The sequence below is a fragment of the Variovorax sp. YR266 genome (assembly GCF_900107295.1).
In the GTDB taxonomy this organism is placed as follows: domain Bacteria; phylum Pseudomonadota; class Gammaproteobacteria; order Burkholderiales; family Burkholderiaceae_C; genus Variovorax.
Genome location: NZ_FNPM01000008.1, coordinates 1 through 21,700 on the forward strand (window position 1 = coordinate 1; position 21,700 = coordinate 21,700).

The following is a 21,700-nucleotide window of genomic DNA, read 5'->3' on the forward strand; positions in this document are numbered from 1 at the left end:
CGATGATAGTGCGGGTTCCCGTGTGAAAGTAGGTCATCGTCAGGCTCTTACAGCCCAGAAACCCCCAGTCAGAAATGACTGGGGGTTTTTGCTTTGGAGGACGCAATCAGGAAGCGAACTAGGTATTGCGAATACCTGAAGTGCTCATCTCAGCTGCGCCTGCGGCAACCAATTCCGCCAAGATCTCCTTAGTCAATTGATCTAAATCGACAGCGCCGAAAAAGCGTGATCGAATGGCTTCGAGATAAGCGGTACTCCGCAACCAGGTATTCCAATCCGCGGCAGAGATCGATTGCACCTCCAGCAGCTTGAACTTCATCAACACCTTGATGGCGTGCCGTGCGTGTTTCACGGGATCGCGCTGCAAGCCATCGAGCCTCCGACGCGCGATGGACAAAGCCTTATCGACGTCATCGAAAACAGCGCCATGCCCCGGAATCACCTGCTTCGGTGCGAGTTCCCCGATCAGATCCAGCGTAGCGCCCACATCTGCGAACGACGGTTCGCCGGCCAGCTCGGGAAACGCAATGCCAAATCCGTTCTCCCACAAGGCATCCGCTGAAATCAGCGTCCGTGATTCCGCGTCGAACAGAATGACCGAATGAGGATCGTGGCCCGGTGCGGCATGCACCTGCCACGGCCTGTCCCCGAGCACGCATTCCGTCCCAGGCTGCAGCAACCCCGTAAAGCCAAATCGTGGACACGTCTGCCCCGTAGCCAGGAAACTCAACCCGCGTTGATCCCAACGCTTCACCAGTGCAGCCTCGCCTGGCGGAATGTCCGTGCGAGCCAACGGATAGCGTGCCTGCAGCGCCGCGTTCCCCCCGCAATGGTCGCTATGGAGATGCGTATTCAGGATGCGATCAAGCGGCCGCTCCTTCAGTACTGATTCGACCAAGGCCAAGGTCTGATCGGCATGCGTCGCATACCCCGTATCGACCACAGCCGTCTCTTCATCGCCCACGAACAGAACATTGTTCGAAGACAACCATCCTCGCTCGAACACAATGACATTCGCTGGCAGCCCGGCGCTCGCCGACGAATGACTCATTCAGGCGACTGCAGCGGTGCGAAGCTCACGGCGCAGGATCTTCCCCACGTTGGTTTTCGGCAGCGATTCCCGGAACTCGATGTGCTTCGGCCGCTTGTAGCCCGTGAGCTGCGAGTGACAGTACTGGAGCACGGCATCTTCGGTCAGCGTCGGATCCCTGCGGACCACGAAGACCTTGATGGCCTCGCCCTGCTTCTCATCAGGCACACCCACCGCCGCGCACTCCACAACGCCAGGGCACAACGAAATCACGTTCTCGAGCTCGTTCGGGAACACGTTGAAACCGCTCACCAGAATCATGTCTTTCTTGCGGTCGACGATGCGGCTGTAGCCGTCTTCCTGCATCACGGCGATATCTCCGGTGCGCATGAAGCCGTCTGCAGTGAAGGCCGCAGCGGTCTCGGCGGGCTGGTTGTAGTAGCCCGTCATCACGTTCGGCCCCTTGATGCAGAGCTCGCCAGACTGGCCAATCGGCAGCGAATTTCCGTCATCGTCCTTGATCGCGATCTCAATGCTGGGCAACGGTAGCCCAATCGTCCCGGTGAACTTGGTGTTCGATACCGGATTGTTCGTCCCGATCGCGCAGGTCTCACTCATGCCCCAGCCTTCGATCATCGGACAGCCGGTGGCCTCGAACCACTTGCGCGCCGTACCTTCCGAGGCCGCCATGCCGCCCGCCTGCGAAACGAACAGCGTCGAGAAATCGATTGACTTGAACTCGGGATGCATCAGCAGCGCATTGAACAGCGTGTTCACCGCTGGCAGCATGTGGAACGGCCGCTTCTTCAGCACGGCGATGAACTTGTTGAAGTCCCGCGGGTTCGGGATCAGCGTCATGTGCGAGCCCTGGCGGATCACCAGCAGGCACAGCGTCAGCGCGAAGATGTGATACAGCGGCAGCGCTGCGATGCTGTTGACCTTCGCTAGATCGCCGGCGCGCGACAGCGCCGGCGTGAACCAGGCCTCGGCCTGCAGCGTTGCGGCGACGATGTTGCGATGGGTCAGCACCGCGCCCTTCGACAAGCCGGTCGTGCCGCCCGTGTACTGCAGGAATGCGATCGAATCGAGCGTGCTCTGATCGGGCCCCAGCGTGCGGCCGCGTCCTTCGGAAATGGCCTGGGTGAAGGGCGTCACCGTGCGCCCATCGCTCAACGGCAACTTGTAAGCCGGCACGAGCTTCGCCAGATGGCGCACCGCCACAGTGATCCACGCGCCGTACAACCCACCCAGCAGGTCGCCCATCGACGTCATGACCACGTGCTTCACGGGCGTACGCTCGATCACCTTTTCAAGCGTTGCCGCGAAGTTCTCGAGGATGACGATGGCCGTTGCCCCGGAGTCCTTCAGCTGGTGCTCCAGCTCCCGCGCCGTGTACAGCGGATTGACGTTGACGCAGGTGTAGCCCGCACGAAGCACTCCGCACATGGTGACCGCGAACTGCGGAATGTTGGGCAGCATGATCGCCACGCGCGCCCCAGGCTCGAGCCCGCGCGACTGAAGCCAGGCGCCCATTGCCTTCGACAGCGTGTCGAGCTCCCCGTAGGACATCCAGCGCTCCATGCAGACCGAGAACGGTCGATCGGCATAACGACCGAAGGCCTCGTCGAACATGTGAGGCAACGACCGGTACTGCTCGGGATGAATCTCGTGCGGTACGCCGGCCGGATAGTTTTGTTGCGCGGATGTTGTCTGCATGCAAGCTCCTTTGGCGCGGATTGTGGGAGGCAGTGCGCCTCCGCCGCCAGCGGGCTTGTCCTAGGGGGCGGGTGTGTGCTGTCGCGCGCGCGATAGCTGCGCGGCGCGACTCACAACCCTTCAGGAATTCAGGCCTTGCCCGATTCGCCCGGTAGCAGCACCCCGGCTTCGATATCGGATGCGACCTTCAGTGACTCGTACAACGGCGTGAAGTCGGGTGCCGTGAAGTCGAACAGCTGCGCAAAGCTGTCGATCACGAAGTAGTTGGCCTGGTAGGTGTCGATCTTGTAGCGCGTGCGCATGGTGCGCAGCAGATCCAGCGGCAGCCGGCGCGGCTCGTCGCTGAGCACCGCGTGCTTCAGTTCGCCCACCGAGCTCAGGATGCCGGCGCCGTAAGCGCGCAGGCCGTCTGGCTGGCGGATCAGCCCGAACTCCACCGTGTACCAGTAGAGCCGCGCGAGCTTCTCGCCAGCGCCCAGTTCGTGCGCCTTGATGCCGCCTGCGCCGTAGCGCTGCACGTAGTCGGCGAAGGTCGGGTCGAACAGCATCGGCACGTGGCCGAACAGGTCATGGAACACGTCGGGCTCGACGATGTAGTCGAACTCTTCGGGCTTGCGGATCCAGTCGGTCACCGGAAACTTGCGGTTCGCGAGCAGCGTGAAGAACGGCAGCTCCGGAATCAGCCCCGGCACCGCCACGATCTCCCAGCCCGTTGCGCGGTGCAGCCGTTCGTTGAGTTCCTCGAAGCGCGGGATGCGGTCCTTCACGCCGAGCGAAGGCAGTGCCTTGATGAAGGCGTCGCAGGCCAGCCCCGGCAACTGCGCTGCCTGGCGCTCATAGAGCCGGCGGTACGTGTCGTGATCGGCTTCCGTATAGCTGGCCCAGTCCTGCGGGCAGGTGTAGTCGGCCAGCACCGCGCCGCCGCGCGAGTAGTCGCCGCGGGGCGGGCGGTCCGAGGCGCCGTAGACGGCAGGGGTGACAACAGCGGCAGGGGTTTCCATGAGATCGGTCTTGAGTTACTTGAGCCAGCGGTCCATCGTGCGCTGGAAGTCGCCGCCGGCTTGCTGTAGGTGCAGCCATTGGTCGACATACGACTTGAAGGCCACGTCGTCTCGCGGCAGCATCCAGGCCATTTCGCCGTACTGCAGCGGCTTGTCGGGGTTGATCGCGCACAGGCCCGGCTTGAGCTTTTGCTGCGTGATGGCCTCGGCCGCTTCGGTCACGAAGACGTCCGCACGGTTGGCGAGGATCTCGTCGAAGATCGTCACGTTTTCGCCGTGCAGCGTGAGCTTGGCCTGCTTGAAATTGGTCCGGGCGAAGCGTTCGTTGCTGCCGCCCGGGTTGAAGATGACGCGCACCGACGGCTTGTCGATGGCGGCCACGCTCTGGTACTTGGACACGTCGGCGCAGCGCGCAATGGGCGTCTTGCCGTTGACCATGTAGGGGGCGCTGAAGAAGGCGCGCTTCTGCCTGTCGGTGGTGACCGACACGCCGCCCACGGCGATGTCGCACTTGCCGGCGCTCAGGTCGGGCAGCAGGTTGGCCCAGGTGGTCTTGACCCACTCGGGCTTCGCGCCGAGGCTGGCGCTGAAGCCAGTCATCAGGTCGACGTCGATGCCCTCGAAGGCGCCGTCCGTCTTCTGGAAGCTGAAGGGCTTGTAATCGCCCGGCGTGCAGATGCGCAGCACCGCGGCCTTCTGCACCGCATCGAGGTGCGAGCCGGCCACCGGCGCGGCCGCCGGTGCCATGGCACAACCCGAAAGAACGGCGGCAGCTGCCGCGATGAAGGTCAAACCGATTGAAGACGTAAAGCTGCGCATGCGGGCTCCAGAAGCAATAAGGGAAGGGGCCCTTATTTTGCGGCGCTCAGCACGCCGCGGCGCATCTGGTCGAGCTCGATGCTTTCGAACAGCGCCTTGAAGTTGCCGTTGCCGAAGCCGTCGTCGCCCTTGCGCTGGATGAACTCGAAGAAGATCGGGCCCAGTTGGTTCTCGCTGAAGATCTGCAGCAGCAGCGCGTCCTTCTTGCCGTCGATCAGAATCTTGCGCTTTTGCAGCTCTTCCACGCTCTCGCCGTGGCCGGGGATGCGCTTGTCGACCAGCTCGTAGTACGTGTCGATGGTGTCGAGCAGCGTCACGCCGTTGGTGCGCAGCGCGTCGACCGTGCCGTAGAGGTCATCCGAGCCCATCGCGATGTGTTGGATGCCTTCGCCTCGGTACATGTCCAGATACTCCTGGATCTGGCCAGCCTGTTCCTTGCCCTCTTCGTTGATCGGGATGCGGATCTTGCCGCAGGGGCTGGTCATGGCCTTGCTCTTCACGCCCGTCACCTGGCCTTCGATGTCGAAGTATTTGATCTCGCGGAAGTTGAAGAGCTTCTCGTAGAAGCCGGCCCAGACGTTCATGCGGCCGCGATACACGTTGTGCGTCAGGTGGTCGATGTAGGTCAGGCCGTTGCCGAATGGCGAAAGCGCCTGTTCCGGCGCAACGCCTGGCAACGCCTCGAAGTCGACGTCGTAGAAGCCGATGTTGCCGATGTCGCCGGGCTTCGCGCCGTTCTTGCCGGGCCAGCGGTCCACCAGGTAGATCAGGCTGTCGCCGATGCCCTTGATGGCGGGAATGTTCAGTTCGCCGGGACCGGCCTTGTCGGCAAAACCCCATGCGCCGAGTGCCGTGGCGCGTTCGTAGGCTTGCTTGGCATCCTGCACGCGGAAGGCGATGGCGCACACGCTCGGGCCGTGCTCGCGAGCGAACTTCTGCGCGAAGGAATCGGGCTCCGCGTTCAGGATGAAGTTGATCGTGCCCTGGCGGTACAGCAGCACGTTCTTGTGGCGGTGCTTGGCCACGGCCTTGAAGCCCATGCGTTCGAACACCTTGCCCATGGCGACCGGATCGGGTGCCGCGTACTCGATGAATTCGAAGCCGTCGGTGCCCATGGGGTTCTCCCAGGGCGTGAAGGCGGGTGCGTCGGCTTGGCTCATGTGCGGTCTCCGGTGGGGTGGAAATTGAATGAATAAGGCGCTAAATCGGCCGGTCATGCAATGTAGGGTGGATGCCTCTCAGGTTTTCTGCGTTTCCGGGCGCTCATGGTGGCTCTTGCGCAGTAAAACTGCAAAAATGCTGAAATGGAAGCTCTGGACAAGATTGATAGGATGATTTTGCGCACGCTGCAAGCAGACGGGCGCGCAACCTACGACCAGATCGCGGAGCAGGTGAGCCTGTCGCCCAGCGCCGTGCTGCGGCGGGTCAAGCGCCTGGAAGAACACCGCGTGATCGACCGCTACGTGGCCCTGGTCCAGCCCGAAGCCATCGGCCTGGGGCTGACCGCCTACCTCAACGTGCGGCTCGAAAAGCACACCGAGACTCACAAGCGCAACCCGATGGACCTGTTCCGCGCCAGCGTGCAGACCTGGCCGGAGGTGGTTGAGTGCGCCGCGCTCACCGGCGACATGGACTACCTGCTGCGCGTCGTGGTGGCCGACATGGCCCACTACAGCCGCTTCATCATGGACACCCTGCTCAAGCACCCCAGCGTGGAAGATTGCAAGACCAGCTTCGTGCTGGACCGTGTCAAAGCCACAACAGCTGTTCCGGTTTAGCTACATCTGGTTGCGTGAGCGCCACGTCCCTCGGTACTGGTTCACGAATGTGTCCCGCGATTGACCCTGTAGACTTGTTGTTTAAGGGAAAACCCTTACATTTGAGCCATGCTTACCGCCAAGACCCTTCTCAAAGCGTCTCTCGGCCTCGGCTCTTTCCTGAAAGCGCCGATGGTTGAAGCGCAACCACGCGCCGTCAGCGCGCCTCAACCCGTCATGGTGCCGATCCGCTCGATCGGCCCGCGCGAACGGGAGCGCATCGCCCGCCACCTGCTCGAACTCACCCCGCATGACCGCTACCTGCGTTTCGGCTACGCCGCGGCCGACGAACAGGTCCAGCGCTACGTCGACAGCCTCGATTTCGAGCGCGACGAGCTCTTCGGCATCTACAACCGCCGCCTCGACCTGATCGCGATGGCGCACCTGGCCTTCGCGCCCGGCGATGAGCACAGCGACTGCGCCGAATTCGGCGTGTCGGTTTCGGCGCACGCTCGCGGCCGGGGCTACGGCGCCCGCCTGTTCGAGCGCGCCGTGGTCGTGGCCCGCAACGAAGGCGTGGGCATGCTCTTCATCCATGCGCTGAGCGAAAACGCCGCCATGCTGAAGATCGCCCGCAACGCCGGCGCCACCGTGGTGCGCAGCGGCTCCGAAGCCGAAGCTCACCTGGAGCTGCCCAGCGCCACCTTCGACAGCCGCATGAGCGAAATCGCCCTGGAGCATTACGCCGCGGTCGACTTCGCGCTCAAGAGCCGCGCCAAGCAGTTCTGGGCCTTCCTGGCCAGCCTGCAGGAAGTGCGCAGCGGCATGCGCGACGCCCGAAAAAAATCGGCTCCCTGAGGGAACGCGGCGCCTCCAACCGGCTTATGCCGGCCGTGGGGTAGAGCGTGTCACACGCAATCCGGTATCCTTGTCCCTCCTCAACTAAGCCCTCCCGCAGTGGCCGACCCTCACCCTGAACGCGCTCCCGTTGAACGGGAAGACAAGCGCGGCTTTCTCCAGAAGCTCGCCGAATTCATCCACCCCGGTCCCGACTCGCGCGACGAGCTGATCGAAACCCTGGCGGACGCCGAGGACAACGAGGTGATCGGCGCAGAGTCGCGCGTGATGCTCGAAGGCGTGCTGCGCATGGCCGACATGACCGCCGGCGACGTCATGGTCGCCGCGCCGCGCATGGACCTGGTGAACATCGACGCGCCGTTCGATGCACTGCTGCACCTCATCATCGACACCGCGCACTCGCGCTTCCCGGTGTACGAGGGCGAAAAAGAAAACATCATCGGCATCCTGCTGGCGAAAGACCTGCTCAAGCTGCAGCGCGCGCCGGGCCTGAACATCCGCGCGCTGCTGCGCCCGGCCACCTTCGTGCCCGAGAGCAAGGGCCTGAACGACCTGCTGCGCGAGTTCCGCGGCAACCGCAACCACTTGGCCATCGTCATCGACGAGTTCGGCCGCGTGGCCGGGCTCATCACCATCGAGGACGTGCTCGAGCAGATCGTCGGCGAGATCGAAGACGAGTTCGACATTGCGGAAGACGAGGGCGACATCTTCGGCCTTGCCGACCACACCTACCGTGTTTCGGGCGACACGCCCATCGAGCGCGTGGCCGAGGCCTTCGGCATCGTCTTCGACGAAGAACAGCTCAGCGAAGACTTCGACACCATCGGCGGCCTGATCGCGCACGAGATGGGCCACGTGCCCAAGCGCGGCGAGCACCATGCGATCGGCGGCTTCGACTTCGTGGTGCTGCACACCAAGGGCGGCGCGGTGCGCTGGTTCAAGGTGTCCCCGGCCCGCGGCGGCGACGCGGCCGACTGATGCGCGGCGCGCCGGCTTCCTCTTCCGCCAACCTGTTCCGCCTGCTCGGCTTCGGTGTCGCCGGGCTCGCGCAGGCGCTTTCGATGGCTTCGCCTGTGGGCGGCAAGCCGCTGTGGTGGCTGCAGCTGCTGTCGCTCGGTGCGTTCGTGTGGCTGCTTGACGGCCTGCGGGCGCAGGGCGCGGGCTGGCGTCGGGCCGGCCTGCATGGCTGGCTGTTCTCCACCGCCTGGCTCACCGGCAGCTTCTGGTGGCTCTTCATTTCGATGCACACCTACGGCGGGCTGCCGGCGCCGCTCGCGGCCATCGCCGTGCTGGCGCTGGCCGCAGCGCTCGGGCTGTACTACGCCGTGGCTGCTGCCTGGTTCGTGGTGTGCGGTCCGAAGGGGCGGGTAACGGGCGCGCTCGTCTTCGCTGCGCTGTGGACGTTGGCCGAGCTTGTGCGCGGCAGCTGGTTCACGGGCTTTCCGTGGGGCGCTGGCGGCTATGCGCATGTCGAAGGTCCGCTGGCCGCGCTCGCGCCGTGGGTCGGTGTCTACGGCATTGGTGCCGCGGCTGCGCTGGTCGTTACGCTGGTCGCGCTGCATCGACCCGTTCGCGGCCTGGAGCTTGCGCAGGGGCTGGTGCTGATCGCGCTGGTGTTCGCGGTGCCGCACTTAGTGCCACCATTGAATGGCGACGTGCAAGGCGCCAAGGGTTCGACCGGCAAGCTCCAGGTCGCGCTCCTGCAGGGCAACATCCCGCAAGACGAGAAATTCATCCCCGGCGGCGGCATCGAAACTGCGCTGCGCTGGTACGGCGAACAGTTGCGCGATGCCAAGGCCTCGCTCGTCGTGACGCCCGAAACCGCCTTGCCGCTGCTGCCGCAGCAGTTGCCGGCCGGCTACCTCGATGCGATCCAGGCGCGCTACAGCCAGGGCACGCAAGCCGCCATCGTCGGCCTGCCGATGGGCGGGCAAGGCAGCTACAGCAACTCGGTGCTCGGCTTCCAGCCCGGCGCGGCGCAGCCCTACACGTACAGCAAGCACCACCTTGTGCCTTTCGGCGAGTTCATTCCGCTGGGCTTTCGCTGGTTCATCCAGATGATGAACATCCCGCTCGGCGACTTCGAACTCGGCGGGCTCGCGCAGGCGCCTTTCGTCTGGCAGGGCCAGCGCATCGCGCCGAACATCTGCTACGAAGACTTGTTCGGCGACGAGATCGGCGCGAACTTCCGCGACGAGGTCACTGCGCCCACCATCCTGCTCAACGTGAGCAACATCGCGTGGTTCGGCGATTCGGTCGCCATCGACGAGCACCTGTCGATCTCGCGCATGCGCGCCCTCGAGTTCGCGCGGCCGATGGTGCGCTCCACCAATACCGGTGCGACCGTTGTGATCGATGCCGAAGGTCGCGTGACACACGAGCTGCCGCGCCTCACGCGCGGCGTGCTCGAAGCGAGCGTCGAAGGCCGGCGCGGGCTCACGCCCTATGCGCGCTGGGTGGCGCCATTCGGCCTCTGGCCGCTGTGGATATTGGCGATGGCCATCGTGGCAGCAGCCTTCGTGCAAGGCCGCCGCCGGCGCTGAATCTCAGGCGGCGGGCGCAGCCTTCACCGGCCAGTCGCGCAGCTTGCCCGGGTTCAGCAGGCCCATCGGGTCGAAGCGCTTCTTCACCGCGATGACTTCGGGCGGCAACGGCCCGCCGGCCTTGCCGTCTTCCACGATGTTCACGTGCGGGTTGTTGATGTGCACCTGATGCGCGCGGTGGATATCGATGATCTCGTTCAACCGCTCTTCAGTGCTGAAGCGCACCAGCTGCAGCCCGCTGCAGGTCATGAGCCCCGCCACGTTGCGCAGGAACTCGATGTGCATCATCACCTCGCCGCCTAGCAGCTTCTCCATCTCGATGACCTGTTCGACGTGCCTGCCGGGAATGAACCCGCTCTGCAGGTAGGTCAGCGTCGGGTCGACCTTCAGCGCGTGCAGCGTCGTGTGGTTCCAGGTGAACTCCATCAGCGTGCGGTTGCTCTTCTGCACCTCGTCCGCCGTCTTGCGGTAGCTCACGGTGCCGCCGTGCGCCTCCACCAGCAGCATCATTGCCGGCTCGCTCGACTCGGCCACCAGCGACAGCACCGTGTGGCAGCCCTTCGGCAGGTGCGCGGCCAGCTGCGCGAGGTGGTCGGAGATCGGCGCTGCGAAGAAGGAGATGCCGCGCTTGATGATGCCCGGCGCGTGCGCGAGCTTGTCCGCGAAGTTCAGCGCGTTCTCGAAGTCGTCGAAAGTCACCAGCGTTTCGAGCCATGGATGCGCGGGCGCCAGTGCGATCTCCAGCTCCAGCACGAGGCCGTTGGTGCCCCACAGGTGGTGCATGCGCATCGCCTCGGCGCCGCGCAGCTCGACCACCTGCGGCTCGGCCTCGATGGTCATCGCGCGAATGCCGAGCACATTGCCAGGCGCACCCAGCGGCCCATAGTTGATCGAGCCCACGCCGCCGAAGCCGCCGCCGAACAGGCCGCCCAGCGTCGCACTGCGGTAAGTCGAGGGCACGCAGCGCATCTCCTGCCCCGTGGGCTTCGTCTGCTTCTCCAGCTCGCCCAGGCGGATGCCGGCCTGCGCCCGCGCCACGCCGGGCCGCACCCACAGGCAGGTGTTGTAGCCCGTCATGTCGAGCACCACGCCGCCGGCCAGCGGCGTGGTCTGGCCGTAGTTGCCGGTGCCGCTTCCGCGGATGGTGATCGGCACGCAGCGGCGCGCACAGGCACCGACCACCGCGCGAATCTCTTCCTCGGTGCGCGGGCGCACGACCACGTCGGCGCGTTTGTCTTTCAGCTGGCGCGTGAGGACGGGGCTGAACCAGGAGAAGTCTTGCGAGAGCCGCGTGACGCGGCTTTCATCGGTGATCCAGTCGAGATCGGGCAGTTCGAGCAGCAACTGCTCGATGGCGCTGTCGAGCGTGAGGGTAGGAGCATTCATGGTCAAGGTTCAATCCTGGGAAAGTTCGCTCGCATGCCACGAGCCCAGCGCCAGCTTGGTCAGCCAGGCCATCAGCACGAAGAGCGCGACACCGGTCAGAGAAATGAGCAGCAGGGCCGCGAACATGCGCGGAATGTTCAGCTGGAAGCCCGCCTGCAAGATCTGGTACGCGAGCCCCGCGCCCGAGCCACCTGTGCCGGCCACGAACTCCGCTACCACCGCGCCGATCAGCGCAAGGCCGCTTGAAATGCGCAGCCCGCCGAAGAAGTACGGCAGTGCGCTCGGAATGCGCAGCCGCACCAGCTGCTGCCAGCGCGTCGCGCGGTTCAGCTTGAAGTAGCTCTGCAGATCGGGGTCGATGCTGCGCAGGCCGAGCGTGGTGTTGCTGATGATCGGGAACAGCGCCACCAGCGCCGCGCACACCGTCATGGCGGCCACCGGGTTCTTCACCCAGATGATGATCAGCGGCGCCACCGCCACGATGGGCGTCACCTGCAGCAGCACCGCGTACGGAAAGAGCGCGGTCTCGATGCGCTTGCTCTGCACGAACAGGAACGAGATCAGCACCCCCGCCACGGTGGCCAGCAGGAACGACAGCACCGTGATCTTCAGTGTGACCAGCAGCGCATTGCCCAGCGGCGCCCAGTCGGTCACCAGCGTCTGCATCATCAGGTAGGGCGAGGGCACGAGGTAAGGCGGCAGCTCCATCGCCACCACCATCCATTGCCACAGCGCGACCAGCACCACGCCGATCAGCACTGGGTAAAGCACGCGCTGCACGCGCGGCTGGTTCAGCAGGGGCGTGGCTTTCACTTTCGTCATCGCGAGATCTCCTCGTCGGTGCTGCTGGCGCGCAGCAGGCTGTCCTGCAGCCGCTTGGCGTAGCGCGCGAACTCGGGCGTCACCATGAAGTCGGCGCTGCGCGGATAGGGTTCGTCGATGCGGAACTCTTCCACCACGCGGCCCGGCCGCGCGGCCATCATCACCACGCGGCTCGACAAAAACACCGCCTCGTGAATCGAGTGCGTCACGAAGATCACCGTGAGCTTCTTCTTGCGCCACAGCTCCAGCAGATCGGCATCGAGCTTGTGGCGCGTGATTTCGTCGAGTGCACCGAAGGGCTCGTCCATCAACAGCAGGTCGGGCTGCGTGACGAGGCCGCGCGCAATCGACACGCGCATCTGCATGCCGCCCGAGAGCGCACGCGGCAGCGCATCGGCAAACTTCTCGAGCCCCACCAGCGCAAGCGATTCCATCACCCGCGCATCGGCCTCCTTGCGCGGCACGCCGGCCAGGTCAAGCGGCAGGCGCACGTTGGTCCGCACGCTGGCCCACGGCATCAGCGTGGGCGACTGGAACACGAACGAAAGCTTGTGCGGGCAATCGTGAAGCTGCGCCACGGGCCTGCGCCACACCAGCAGCCGGCCGTCGCTGGGTTCGAGCATGCCCGCCACCATCTTCAGCAGCGTGCTCTTGCCGCAGCCCGAGGGGCCCAGCAGCGTGACGAATTCGCCCTCGGCGATCGACAGGTCCACCGGCAGCAGCGCCTGCGTGCCGTTGGGATACGTCTTCTCGGCCGAGAGCACTTCCACCGCGGGCATGGCAGGCGCCGTTGGCGGCGCGAGGGTGTGAGGTTCGATGCGATTCATGAAAGGCTGAGGCTCGTCAGGGCAGGACCTTGGCGTCTTTCACGAACTCGGTCGTGTAGGTCTTCGCCAGTTCGACCTTGGCCGGGTCGAGCAGCTTCGCGGTCACGAGGAAGTCGTAGCTCGCCTTGGAGCGCGCATCCGTCATCACGCCGATGCCGAGCTTGGCCGCGTCTCCGCCGGTGACCATGCCCATCTCCTTGAGCTTGGCCACGCTGTAGGCCAGCTGATCGTCGGTCATGTTGGGGTTGTCTTTCTTGATGAGCGCGTTGGCGGGCGCCGGGTCGGCGAGGTAGCTCTTCCAGCCCTCGGCCGAGGCCTTCACGAACGCGGCGACCTGCTTGCTGCGCTCCTTCACCGTTTTATCCATGCACGACACGGTGGTCGCGTACGCGGGGAAGCCGTGGTCGCTGAACATCAGCACCGTGCTCTTCACGCCTGCCTTCTGGATGGCGTAGGGCTCGGAGGTCAGGTAGCCCTGCTGCGCGGTGTTCTTGTCCGCCACGAAGGGCTGGATGTTGAAGGTGTAGGGCCGCGTCTGTTCGTCGGTGAAGCCGAACTTGGCCTTCAGCCACGGCCAGTAGCCGCGCTGGGCCTGCGCGCCGATCAGCAGCGTCTTGCCCTTCAGGTCTTCGAATTTCTTCACGTCGTCGTGGGCGATCAGCACCTGCGGATCTTTCTGGAAGAAGGCCGCCACGTTGACCACCGGCACGCCGCCTTCGCGCACCTGCATCATCTGGATGTCGCTCGAACCCATGATGCAGTCGGCCTGGCCGGCGGCCATCATCTGCGTGATGTTGACCTGCGGGCCGCCCATCTTGATGGTCACGTCGAGGCCGTACTTCTTGTAGATGCCCTGCGCCACTGCCTGGTAGAAGCCGCCGTGCTCGGCCTGCGCGTACCAGTTGGTCATGTAGGTGAATTTGTCCTCGGCCTGCGCGGGCGCGGCGGCGAGGAAGGCGATGGCGGCGGCGCCGGCCAGGGACAGTGCGAAGGAGCGCATGGTGGAAACCTCTAGAGGGCAGGGAGTTGAAGGAAGAAGAAGCGAGAAAGCGAAGGGGTCGTTGCAAGAAGCGGGCTCAGGCCCACCTCAGGCCGGTTGGAAGCTCTGCTGGATGAAGCCCTGCTGATGGCCGCGCTCCCAGGTGGCCTCTTCGCGCACGACCCAGCGCAGCGCGTACAGCTCGGTCAGCGCCTGCACCCAGCTGTCGGAGAGCGTGTCGAGAATGGCTTCGCCCTGTTCGCGCGTGGCGGTGGTCGGGTCGCCGATCACGCCGCTGGGGCCGAAGTCGCGCGCGGTCCATGCGCAGGCCGGGCGGCCGTCGGCCGACAGCAGCTTGATCGGGAAGGGCGGCGGAAAGTTGGCGACCGCGCGCTCCATGTGCACCGTGTCGGGCGCGAGCGCGAGCATCAGCGCGGTTTCGGAATGGCCGGCGTGCATCGCGAGCTTTTTCTCCTGCTCGCTCACCTGTTTGCTCGCCGCACTTGGCAGGCGCGACACGCCATGCGGCACGATCACGAAGTCGCCGTGGCGCAGGCGCAGTTCGCGCGCCGCCATTTCCAGCACCTGCGGCTGCCCGCCGTGGCCGTTGGCGAACAGCAGCTTGCGAAAGCCCGAGCGGTACACCGATTCGCCGATCTCGATCACCGTCGACAGCAGCGTGGTGCCTGTGAGCGTCATGGTGCCGGGGAAGTGCAGGTGCTCTTCCGACTTGCCATACGTGATGGTCGGCAGCGCGAAGGCGCGCACCTCGGCGGGCAGCTTCTCCAGTGCCTTGCCCATCACGCCCGAGCAGATCACGCTGTCGACCGAGCACGGCAGGTGCGGCCCGTGCTGCTCGATGGCACCGCAGGGCAGCACGATGACGGTGTTCTCGCGGTCGGGCAGCGCGGCGATTTCAGTCCAGCTCAGATAGGGCAGGAAGCGGTGGGGCGGGATGTAGCCGTGGAGCATGGGGAATCCTTGTGCGTTCGTTCGTTACCGGGGAAGGAAGGGCGTTGCGTCGCCGTGCGTCACGCGGCCATCGCGCAGCACCACGCGGGTGGCGGTGCGCGAAGGCCAGCCATGGCGGTCGGCCTGCGTGAACAGCACCAGGTCGGCGGCGCGGCCCACCAGCGCGGGCGTGGCGGGCGCGGGGGCGCGCTGCAGCCAGTCGCTGCGGCACAGCGCCTGCGACCAGGTGTCGAAGGGCTCGTCGAGCTGTGCCACCAGCGCGGCCGTGCCCAGCGCTTCGACAGGGTCGAAGCTGCCGAGCCGGCAGAAGGGGTCTTGCACGTTGTCGCTGGCAAACAGCAGCGGAATGCCGCGCTCGCGGGCTTCCTTCACCAGCGTGATGCCGCGCTGGCGCGGCGTGCGGCCGGTAACGGCGTCCTGCAGCAGCAGATTGGTGGCGGGCAGCGAGACGACCGTGATCGGCGCACGCGCCACCGCGTCGAGCGTGGCGAAGGCCTGCGCCTCGGGCTGGGCAGCGAGAGCGCAGATGTGTCCGCAGACCACGCGGCCTTCGTAGCCGATCTCGCGCAGGATGCGCGCCGTGGTCTGCAGGCCGACCGCCGAGGCGTTGAGTTCTTCGTCGACATGCAGATCGATGTCGAGATCGCAGGCCTGCGCCGACACCAGCAGGTTGCGCAGCGCGTTCTCGCTCCAGTTGGTGGAGTGAACGAAGCCGCCGAGCAACGCATGCGGCCCTGTGGCCTTCACCTGCTTTGCGAGGCGCATCGCCTGCGCCGCGTCTTCGAACAGCGGCAGCTTGATGAGGCTCACCTGTTCGAGCCGCACCCTGCCGGCCCATTCCTGCGCCAGTTCGGCCATCACGGGCCAGGCCATCGGCACCGAGTCGGGCTCCCACCAGTCGACGTGCGTGCGCACGTGCGTGGTGCCGCACTCCCATGCCCACTGCAGCCCGCGCGCGGCGCGCTCGCGCACGTCGTCGGGCGTCCAGTGCACGCGGTCGCTCAGCATCGCGTCGATGGCGCCGAGCAGGCCGGGCTGCACCTGTTTCATGCGCGGCAGGGTGAAAGCCTTGTCGAGATGGGTGTGGGCGTCGACGAAGCCGGGCAGGGCCAGCGTGCCGGCAAGGTTCCAGGCTGACGGTGACGACGGCGCTGCGGACGTGGCGGGCTGCACCGATTGCACGCGGCCGGCTTCGATCGCAATGCGCGCCAGCATGGGAACGCCGTCGCGCTGCGGCCAGCCCGTGGGCAGCAGCCAGCGCGGCAGCCGCACGTTGTCGAGGAGCGAGGGCGCGTTCATGCGAAACGCGCCATGGCTTGCCCCACGCGCGCCATGAAGCGCTTGAGCTGGGGCTCGGTCGCGATGTTCATGTGGTAGTGGGCGTGGTAGTCCACCTTCGCGCGCTGCCCGGTCAGCCGCTTCATGTATCGCGTGACGATCTTGCGCGGCGGATCGCCCATGTAGATCGCCATCCAGCGCGGCCGGCCGTAGGTAACGACGGCGCTGATGCGCTTGATGTGCGTGAGCATCGGCTTCACGTTCGCCGGGTCGCTGATGTCGAAGGCCACGCCCGGCATGAAGAGCCGGTCGAAGTAGCCCTTGAGCATCGCCGGCAGGCCGAAGCACCAGGTCGGAAAGCAGAAAACGATGCCCTCGGCCCACTGCAGCCGCTCCACATAGGGCTTCAGCGGCAGCTGGTTGGCCGGCACGTCGTGGTAGCCCAGCCGCTCCTCTCGCGACAGCACCGGGTTGAAGCCCTCGGCGTAAAGGTCGCAGTCGTCCACCTCGTGCCCGGCGGCGCGCAGGTTCTTCAGCACCTCCTGGTGCAGGGCGGCGTGGAAGCTGGTTTCGACCGGATGGCAGTAGACGACGAGCACGCGCATGGTGTGTTTGACCGCTTAATCAGAGCAAGTGGTCAGGTTATGCAAGCGACGTGCCAGTGCGGGTGCACCGGTTTGGGGAGGCGTGGTTACGGAGCGACGCGGCGGTTAGAAGGCTCGCCCTGGCTCGACCGAATTTCGTAACAAAAGTCACGGAAGTCCGCAAAAACGCAACGAGCTACGAGCGACCTCTACGCTTTACGTAACACTCTCACACCCTTTCCTCTAATTGTTAACTAAAATTCACACTTCCGAAGTTGTGAACTTTGGACCTCATTTATCCTCTTCATCAACCCAATCGATTCACCGAGAGCTCATCTTGAAAAAACTACTCCTGGTTGCAGCCATCGCGGGCGCCATTCCTTTCGCTGCGCAAGCAGAGTCCAATTTCACGAGCGCGGCTTCGGGCGCGCTCAGTGCCACGGCGCGCCTCAACTTCACGGTGACGATTCCTCGCGTGATGTATCTGCAGGTCGGTACCGGTACCAACTTCAGCACCGTCAGCACGGTCGACGGTCTGACCTTCACGGTGCCGGGCGCATCGGTCGGCGCGGGTGGCGCCATCGCCGGCGCGGGCGGTGACCTGACCGGGGGCGCAGTCACGGTCCGCGTGCTGGGCAACGCCGGCAACCTGTCGCTCAACTCCGGCGTGACCGGCCAACTGAGCAACGGCACCAACACCATTCCCTGGAGCGCCATCACCGTGACGGCGGCTCCGCTCACCGCAGGCACGACCGCGGGCTTCACCAACGCCGCCATCACCCACCCGGCCTTCAGCGCCACAACCGGCGCGGGCCCGACCGCCACGGCCTTCACCGCCGTGAACACGGTGGTGCGCCAGGAAAGCAAGTGGACCTTCGCGTACGACAACACCGGCGTGTACGCGCCCGGTACGTACGGTGCCACGGTGGCCAACAACGGTGTCGTGACCTACACGCTCACCTCGCCCTGACCCTTCGTCATCGCAACGGGAAGAAGGCGGCCTGGCGCCGCCTTTTTTTCCGCCGCGGGAGAAACCACTTGAGATCGCGTCGCCCCTCCTTCGAACAGCTCCGCCTCGTGGCGTGCCTTGCGGCCGCCCTCGGCGTGCAGGTGCCCGCGCACGCCTACACGGTGGGTATCGCTTCCGCATCGCGCTCGCTGTACCTGCAGGTCGGTGTCGGCAACATGGCTCAGGCCAATCCCAATTCCGCAGGCAACAACACGACGCGAAACAACGTGACCGTGACCGTGCCCGCGGCGGCGCTGTTCACCGGTGCCGCGCAGACGATGCAGACCGACAGCACCGTCACCGTCAGCCCGATCGACGGCGCGGCCTATTGCACTCCAGTGGGGAAGGTCTACATCGGCAGCTTCTTCCGCACCACCGGCTCTTCCAACAACAGCGCCACGCTCACCGTGAGCACACCGGCGACCCTGTCCAGCGGCAGCGCCACCATTCCATTCAGCAGCATTGCGTGGACCGGCACCGGCACCGGCCAGTTCGACTCGGAGATCCCGAGTGGCTCGTTCAGCAGCACCCTGCTCACGCTGGTCTCCGTCGCCAAGAACACCTGGTCGGAAAGCTGCCTGCTGTTCACCTACACCAATCCGGGCATCATGCCGGCCGGCACCTTCACCGGCACGGCCACCTACACGCTGACGGCGCCATGAAAAACGCCTGCCGCGCGCTCGCCGCCGCCCTGCTGGCCCTGCTCGCCGTGCAGGCGAACGCCGCCACCTACCGTGTGGACGACACCGGCACCGTGGTCGGCCAGGCGGTCACGCCGATGCGCTGGCGCCAGCCCGTGCCAGGCCGCGTCGCGGACAACACCATCGAGGGACAGGTCTCCGTGGCGCTGCGCCTGAACCTGTCGCAGTGGGTGATGCGCCAGGCCCGCATCTACATGCTGCTGGCCCCGACCGAGAACGAACGTCTGGTCGCCACCTGGCGCACCCAGGGCCGGCTGCTTCCCGGCTCCATGCGCGGCGGCGACCGCGTGCTGGTCTTCGAGGGCGTGGTGCGCGAACCCTTCCTGCAGGAAACCATCCTGCTGAACCTCACAGCCGACGGCCGCGCGCTCGAGCGCGCCCAGTCGCTGCAATTCAACTTCGAGATCGAGATGACGCCATGACGCGCGCGATCAGACTTTCTTCCCGCCTTCTGCGCGCACTGGCGCTGGTGGCAATCCCCGCATGGGCGGCCCTCGCGGGCACCGGCGCACAGGCCCAGTTCGCGCTGGCCGTCTCGCCCCCGCGCATGGAACTGACCGGCAAGCCCGGCGAGCGCGTGCGCGACGTGATCGAACTCACCCACTCGGACGCACGCCAGGGCGAATACACATTCAAGACCGCCGACTGGACGCTCAAGCCCGACGGCTCGGTCGATTTCAGCGACGAGCTGGTGCCGGGCAGCTGCCGGCCCTGGGTGGCCATCGAGCGCCGCGAACTCAGCATCGCCGCCGGCAAGCCCTACCGCTACCGCTTCGAGGTGACGCCGCCACCCGACACGCCACCAATGGAATGCCGCTTCGCCGTGCTGATCGAGGGCAAGGAGCGCACCACCGCGCCAGGCACCCCGGTGGCAATGGCCGCACGCATCGGCGTCATCGCCTACGTGGCGATCGGCGACGTCCAGCCCGTGCTCGACATCGCCGGCGCCACCGTGAAGACGGTGAACGGCCAGAACCTGCCGGTGCTGCGCATCCGCAATACCGGTACGGCGCACGGCCGGCTCGCGGGCTTCCTGAATGGCACCGACGCCAGCGGCGCGCGGCTCGAGTTCCAGCCCGCCACCACCCCGATCATGCCGGGCGAGACGCGCGACATCGCGCTTACGGCGACCAAGCCCGGCGACACGGATGCGACTGTTGCGGTGCGCTTTCCGGTCACCGTGACCGGCTCGCTCGAGTGGGGCAAGAGCGGCTCCACCAAAGTCAACGAACGCTTCGCTCAATGAAGAAGCGGGCCCTGCGAACCGCGCTCGGACTCTGCAGCGCAGGCACGGCCTTGGCCGGTGCCGGCGCGTGGGCCCAGGAGCCGGCATCAGCAGGCGCCCCGCCGGCCGCCGCCGCGTATGTGGACCGCGTGCTCGAAGAGGGCGCTGTGGTGCCCGAGGCCCCGCAGATTGAAGAGGTCAGCACCGGTTGGCCGCGCGGCTGGAGCGCCGAGCTGCAGTCCAGTCGGCAGAGCAGCAGCGCCATCAAGACGCAGAGCCAGACGCTGAACTTCTCCGGTTTTCTCGACACGCCCAACTACGGCGCCTTCTCCGCCAACCTCAACCTGAACCGCAACCCTGCCCCGGTGTACGGCTACGGCGTGTTCGGCAGCAGCGGCTCGCCCTACAGCGTCGTGCCCTTCACCGCGAGCAACAACAGCACCTGGCGCATCGACCAGCGCGCGATGCCCTTCAACGGTGGCTGGTTCGGCAACAGCGCCATCGGCAACATCAACATGGCCAGCACGCCGCTCGCGCGGGGCGTCGGCCGGGTGTTCCTGCCCAGCCTGCCGATCGAAGGCGTGTCGGTGAGCGTCGAGCAGCCGGGCCGCACGCAGCTCAATGCCTCGGCCGGGCGGCTCGGCTACTTCGACGGACTGGCCTTCGAGGGCTTCTCGGCCGGCCGCGGCACGGCCGCCAGCGTGGGCGCGCAGACGCAGATCGCCGGCGGCGACGGCCCGCTGGCGCTGGGCCGCACCGACGCCGCGGTGCAGTTCGTCGAGGCGCGCAACGTCAATACCAACGGCCTGACCGGCTACGCGCGCGACACCCGCACGCTGTGGGGCGCCGTCTCGTGGCAGGGCCTCGCGCCCTGGGCCGATGCGCTCGGCAGCGGCACTGGCAGCATCGGCGACCGCGTCGGTGGCATGCGCGTGCAGGCCAACCTCGTGCACAGCGCGGGGCAGCCATCGGACGCGACCTCGCAAGCGCCCTCCGACTCGGCCACCGGCGGTTGGCTCGACGCGGCGTGGCGCACCGACTGGCTGCAGCAGAACGCTTCAGTGTTCTATTTCCAGCCTTCGCTGCGCTGGGGCTCGGACACGCTGCCCAACAACCTGCGCGGCGCCTCGTGGCGCGGCGACATTTCCACCCGCCAGTGGCAGCTGGGCGGCAACGTCGAGCTGAGCGACAGCGTGAGCGGCCCGCAACGCCGCTCGCTCTATGCCAACGTGTTCGGCCGCTACCGCTTCGATTCGCGCGACGCGGTCTCGGGCAACGTGGCCGTGCGCAGCGGCAGCTATGCCGCGCAATCGGCCCAGGTGACGTGGGAGCACCAGTCCGACTGGGGCTACACCCAATGGCGCACAGACGCGGCCCACGGCGTCGACCTGCGCGTGCTGCGCACCGGCCTCGACCACGCCTGGCGCGTAGGCGAGGCACAGACGCTCTCGACCTCGCTGGCCATCGAGCAATCGGACCGCTCGGGCAGCAGCCAGCGCACCGTGTACTGGGGCGTGCTCGGCACGACACCGCTCGTGGCTGGAGCCCGACTCGACCTGAGCCTGCGCGGCAGCAACGGCATCGGCGGCAACAGCTCGCGCTTTCTCAGCGCCAATGCGCGGCTGGCTTGGCCGCTGGGCAGCGGCTGGTCGTTCATCACACAACTCACAGCTTCGCGTGGGCAGGAGGCGCTCGACCCCACCGTGGTGTCGGCCCTCACGACCGCCACGCTGCAGCCGACGCTGATCGTGCCTTCCACCCGCTCGTTCATGCTGGTGCTGCGCTACGAAGGCCGTGCTGGCTCGGCCAGCGCGCCCATTGGCGGCGCGCCGGGCATGGGCGACGGCCGGCTCGAAGGCCATGTGTTCTTCGACCAGAACAACAACGGCCGGCGCGAAGCCAGCGAGGGCGGGGTCGGCGGCGTCACCGTGCGCATCGACCGCCGCTACGTGACCCAGACCGACGCGCAGGGCTTCTACAGCTTCCCGTCGGTGGCTGGCGGCAGCCACGAGGTTGAGGTGGTCCAGGACACCCTGCCACTGCCCTGGAGCAGCAGCCCGGGCTCGTCCACCCAGCGCGTCGACATCCGTGTGCGCGGCACCGCCGTGTCCGACTTCGGGGTCCAGAAGGACCGCTAAACAAAAAAGCGCCAGCAGCCTAAACTTCCCGCCGTTGTCGCCGATATCCGGAAGT

General features: G+C 66.1%; 21 protein-coding genes. 9 read left to right on the top strand and 12 right to left on the bottom strand.

Annotation, left to right across the window (positions count from 1 at the left end; all coding sequences use genetic code 11):
- Positions 1-118: 118 nt before the first annotated feature.
- From BLW48_RS20625 to hppD, 5 genes are all read right to left on the bottom strand, one after another.
- Positions 119-1,051, bottom strand: a complete 933-nt coding sequence (locus tag BLW48_RS20625) for an MBL fold metallo-hydrolase (protein ID WP_093177219.1) — start codon at positions 1,049-1,051, stop codon at positions 119-121.
- Positions 1,052-2,746 (bottom strand): AMP-binding protein, encoded by a 1,695-nt coding sequence (locus BLW48_RS20630; protein WP_093177220.1) that lies wholly within the window; start codon positions 2,744-2,746, stop codon positions 1,052-1,054.
- A gap of 128 nt (positions 2,747-2,874) precedes the next feature.
- Complete coding sequence (gene phhA / locus BLW48_RS20635; protein WP_093177222.1) at positions 2,875-3,747, bottom strand: phenylalanine 4-monooxygenase; 873 nt, start codon at positions 3,745-3,747, stop codon at positions 2,875-2,877.
- Between the two features lie 15 nt (positions 3,748-3,762).
- Entirely contained in the window at positions 3,763-4,566 is an 804-nt protein-coding gene (locus BLW48_RS20640) for a transporter substrate-binding domain-containing protein (protein WP_093059824.1), read from the bottom strand.
- A 32-nt stretch (positions 4,567-4,598) separates the two neighbouring features.
- Positions 4,599-5,726, bottom strand: a complete 1,128-nt coding sequence (gene hppD / locus BLW48_RS20645) for a 4-hydroxyphenylpyruvate dioxygenase (RefSeq protein WP_093177223.1) — start codon at positions 5,724-5,726, stop codon at positions 4,599-4,601.
- Between the two features lie 144 nt (positions 5,727-5,870).
- On the opposite strand from hppD, the gene BLW48_RS20650 reads away from it, so the two are divergent.
- The 4 genes from BLW48_RS20650 (at position 5,871) to lnt (ending at position 9,724) form a co-directional block, all read left to right on the top strand.
- Positions 5,871-6,344 (top strand): Lrp/AsnC family transcriptional regulator, encoded by a 474-nt coding sequence (locus BLW48_RS20650; protein WP_093059828.1) that lies wholly within the window; start codon positions 5,871-5,873, stop codon positions 6,342-6,344.
- 108 nt (positions 6,345-6,452) lie between these two features.
- The gene (locus tag BLW48_RS20655) at positions 6,453-7,181 is read left to right on the top strand and encodes a GNAT family N-acetyltransferase (protein WP_093059830.1); all 729 of its coding nucleotides are present in this window, start codon (positions 6,453-6,455) and stop codon (positions 7,179-7,181) included.
- Between the two features lie 99 nt (positions 7,182-7,280).
- Complete coding sequence (locus BLW48_RS20660; RefSeq protein ID WP_007836122.1) at positions 7,281-8,159, top strand: HlyC/CorC family transporter; 879 nt, start codon at positions 7,281-7,283, stop codon at positions 8,157-8,159.
- Complete coding sequence (gene lnt, locus BLW48_RS20665; protein ID WP_093177225.1) at positions 8,159-9,724, top strand: apolipoprotein N-acyltransferase; 1,566 nt, start codon at positions 8,159-8,161, stop codon at positions 9,722-9,724. Before BLW48_RS20660 ends, lnt begins: the two co-directional genes overlap by 1 nt.
- A gap of 3 nt (positions 9,725-9,727) precedes the next feature.
- Here the strand turns inward: lnt and BLW48_RS20670 are convergent, their stop codons facing one another.
- The 7 genes from BLW48_RS20670 to BLW48_RS20700 form a co-directional block, all read right to left on the bottom strand.
- A complete protein-coding gene (locus tag BLW48_RS20670; protein ID WP_093177226.1) occupies positions 9,728-11,110 on the bottom strand; it encodes an FAD-binding oxidoreductase in 1,383 nt (460 codons plus the stop codon).
- A gap of 9 nt (positions 11,111-11,119) precedes the next feature.
- Positions 11,120-11,932: an ABC transporter permease gene (locus BLW48_RS20675; RefSeq protein WP_177142370.1), complete on the bottom strand. Its 813-nt coding sequence runs from the start codon at positions 11,930-11,932 to the stop codon at positions 11,120-11,122.
- Positions 11,929-12,759 carry an ABC transporter ATP-binding protein gene (locus BLW48_RS20680; RefSeq protein ID WP_093177228.1) on the bottom strand — a complete coding sequence of 277 codons (831 nt, stop codon included), beginning with the start codon at positions 12,757-12,759 and terminating at the stop codon, positions 11,929-11,931. Before BLW48_RS20680 ends, BLW48_RS20675 begins: the two co-directional genes overlap by 4 nt.
- 16 nt (positions 12,760-12,775) lie before the next feature.
- The gene (locus BLW48_RS20685) at positions 12,776-13,759 is read right to left on the bottom strand and encodes an ABC transporter substrate-binding protein (RefSeq protein WP_093059838.1); all 984 of its coding nucleotides are present in this window, start codon (positions 13,757-13,759) and stop codon (positions 12,776-12,778) included.
- 87 nt (positions 13,760-13,846) lie between these two features.
- The gene (locus tag BLW48_RS20690; protein WP_093059840.1) at positions 13,847-14,710 is read right to left on the bottom strand and encodes a creatininase family protein; all 864 of its coding nucleotides are present in this window, start codon (positions 14,708-14,710) and stop codon (positions 13,847-13,849) included.
- A 24-nt stretch (positions 14,711-14,734) separates the two neighbouring features.
- Positions 14,735-16,009, bottom strand: coding sequence for an amidohydrolase family protein (locus BLW48_RS20695; RefSeq protein ID WP_093177230.1), 1,275 nt, complete (start codon positions 16,007-16,009; stop codon positions 14,735-14,737).
- Positions 16,006-16,593 carry an NAD(P)H-dependent oxidoreductase gene (locus BLW48_RS20700; protein ID WP_093059844.1) on the bottom strand — a complete coding sequence of 196 codons (588 nt, stop codon included), beginning with the start codon at positions 16,591-16,593 and terminating at the stop codon, positions 16,006-16,008. The genes BLW48_RS20695 and BLW48_RS20700 overlap by 4 nt, the downstream gene beginning before the upstream one ends.
- A gap of 316 nt (positions 16,594-16,909) precedes the next feature.
- Here BLW48_RS20700 and BLW48_RS20705 point away from each other — a divergent pair, with 316 nt between their 5' ends.
- From BLW48_RS20705 to BLW48_RS20720, 5 genes are all read left to right on the top strand, one after another.
- A complete protein-coding gene (locus BLW48_RS20705; RefSeq protein ID WP_093177231.1) occupies positions 16,910-17,542 on the top strand; it encodes a hypothetical protein in 633 nt (210 codons plus the stop codon).
- Between the two features lie 68 nt (positions 17,543-17,610).
- A complete protein-coding gene (locus tag BLW48_RS20710) occupies positions 17,611-18,243 on the top strand; it encodes a hypothetical protein (RefSeq protein WP_143047759.1) in 633 nt (210 codons plus the stop codon).
- Complete coding sequence (locus BLW48_RS20715) at positions 18,240-18,704, top strand: hypothetical protein (protein WP_093177234.1); 465 nt, start codon at positions 18,240-18,242, stop codon at positions 18,702-18,704. Before BLW48_RS20710 ends, BLW48_RS20715 begins: the two co-directional genes overlap by 4 nt.
- Positions 18,701-19,528 (top strand): COG1470 family protein, encoded by an 828-nt coding sequence (locus BLW48_RS35430; RefSeq protein WP_177142371.1) that lies wholly within the window; start codon positions 18,701-18,703, stop codon positions 19,526-19,528. The genes BLW48_RS20715 and BLW48_RS35430 overlap by 4 nt, the downstream gene beginning before the upstream one ends.
- On the top strand, positions 19,525-21,645 hold the full coding sequence (locus BLW48_RS20720) for an SdrD B-like domain-containing protein (protein ID WP_177142372.1): 2,121 nt from the start codon (positions 19,525-19,527) through the stop codon (positions 21,643-21,645). The genes BLW48_RS35430 and BLW48_RS20720 overlap by 4 nt, the downstream gene beginning before the upstream one ends.
- Positions 21,646-21,700: the final 55 nt, after the last annotated feature.

Coding starts and splice junctions, on each gene's coding strand:
- BLW48_RS20680 (WP_093177228.1), bottom strand. CDS start 12,759: ATGAATCGCATCGAACCTCACACCCTCGCGCCGCCAACGGCGCCTGCC.
- BLW48_RS20670 (WP_093177226.1), bottom strand. CDS start 11,110: ATGAATGCTCCTACCCTCACGCTCGACAGCGCCATCGAGCAGTTGCTG.
- BLW48_RS35430 (WP_177142371.1), top strand. CDS start 18,701: ATGACGCGCGCGATCAGACTTTCTTCCCGCCTTCTGCGCGCACTGGCG.
- BLW48_RS20650 (WP_093059828.1), top strand. CDS start 5,871: ATGGAAGCTCTGGACAAGATTGATAGGATGATTTTGCGCACGCTGCAA.
- BLW48_RS20655 (WP_093059830.1), top strand. CDS start 6,453: ATGCTTACCGCCAAGACCCTTCTCAAAGCGTCTCTCGGCCTCGGCTCT.
- BLW48_RS20675 (WP_177142370.1), bottom strand. CDS start 11,932: ATGACGAAAGTGAAAGCCACGCCCCTGCTGAACCAGCCGCGCGTGCAG.
- BLW48_RS20625 (WP_093177219.1), bottom strand. CDS start 1,051: ATGAGTCATTCGTCGGCGAGCGCCGGGCTGCCAGCGAATGTCATTGTG.
- phhA (WP_093177222.1), bottom strand. CDS start 3,747: ATGGAAACCCCTGCCGCTGTTGTCACCCCTGCCGTCTACGGCGCCTCG.
- BLW48_RS20720 (WP_177142372.1), top strand. CDS start 19,525: ATGAAGAAGCGGGCCCTGCGAACCGCGCTCGGACTCTGCAGCGCAGGC.
- BLW48_RS20700 (WP_093059844.1), bottom strand. CDS start 16,593: ATGCGCGTGCTCGTCGTCTACTGCCATCCGGTCGAAACCAGCTTCCAC.
- hppD (WP_093177223.1), bottom strand. CDS start 5,726: ATGAGCCAAGCCGACGCACCCGCCTTCACGCCCTGGGAGAACCCCATG.
- BLW48_RS20715 (WP_093177234.1), top strand. CDS start 18,240: ATGAAAAACGCCTGCCGCGCGCTCGCCGCCGCCCTGCTGGCCCTGCTC.
- BLW48_RS20685 (WP_093059838.1), bottom strand. CDS start 13,759: ATGCGCTCCTTCGCACTGTCCCTGGCCGGCGCCGCCGCCATCGCCTTC.
- BLW48_RS20640 (WP_093059824.1), bottom strand. CDS start 4,566: ATGCGCAGCTTTACGTCTTCAATCGGTTTGACCTTCATCGCGGCAGCT.
- BLW48_RS20695 (WP_093177230.1), bottom strand. CDS start 16,009: ATGAACGCGCCCTCGCTCCTCGACAACGTGCGGCTGCCGCGCTGGCTG.
- BLW48_RS20690 (WP_093059840.1), bottom strand. CDS start 14,710: ATGCTCCACGGCTACATCCCGCCCCACCGCTTCCTGCCCTATCTGAGC.
- BLW48_RS20630 (WP_093177220.1), bottom strand. CDS start 2,746: ATGCAGACAACATCCGCGCAACAAAACTATCCGGCCGGCGTACCGCAC.
- lnt (WP_093177225.1), top strand. CDS start 8,159: ATGCGCGGCGCGCCGGCTTCCTCTTCCGCCAACCTGTTCCGCCTGCTC.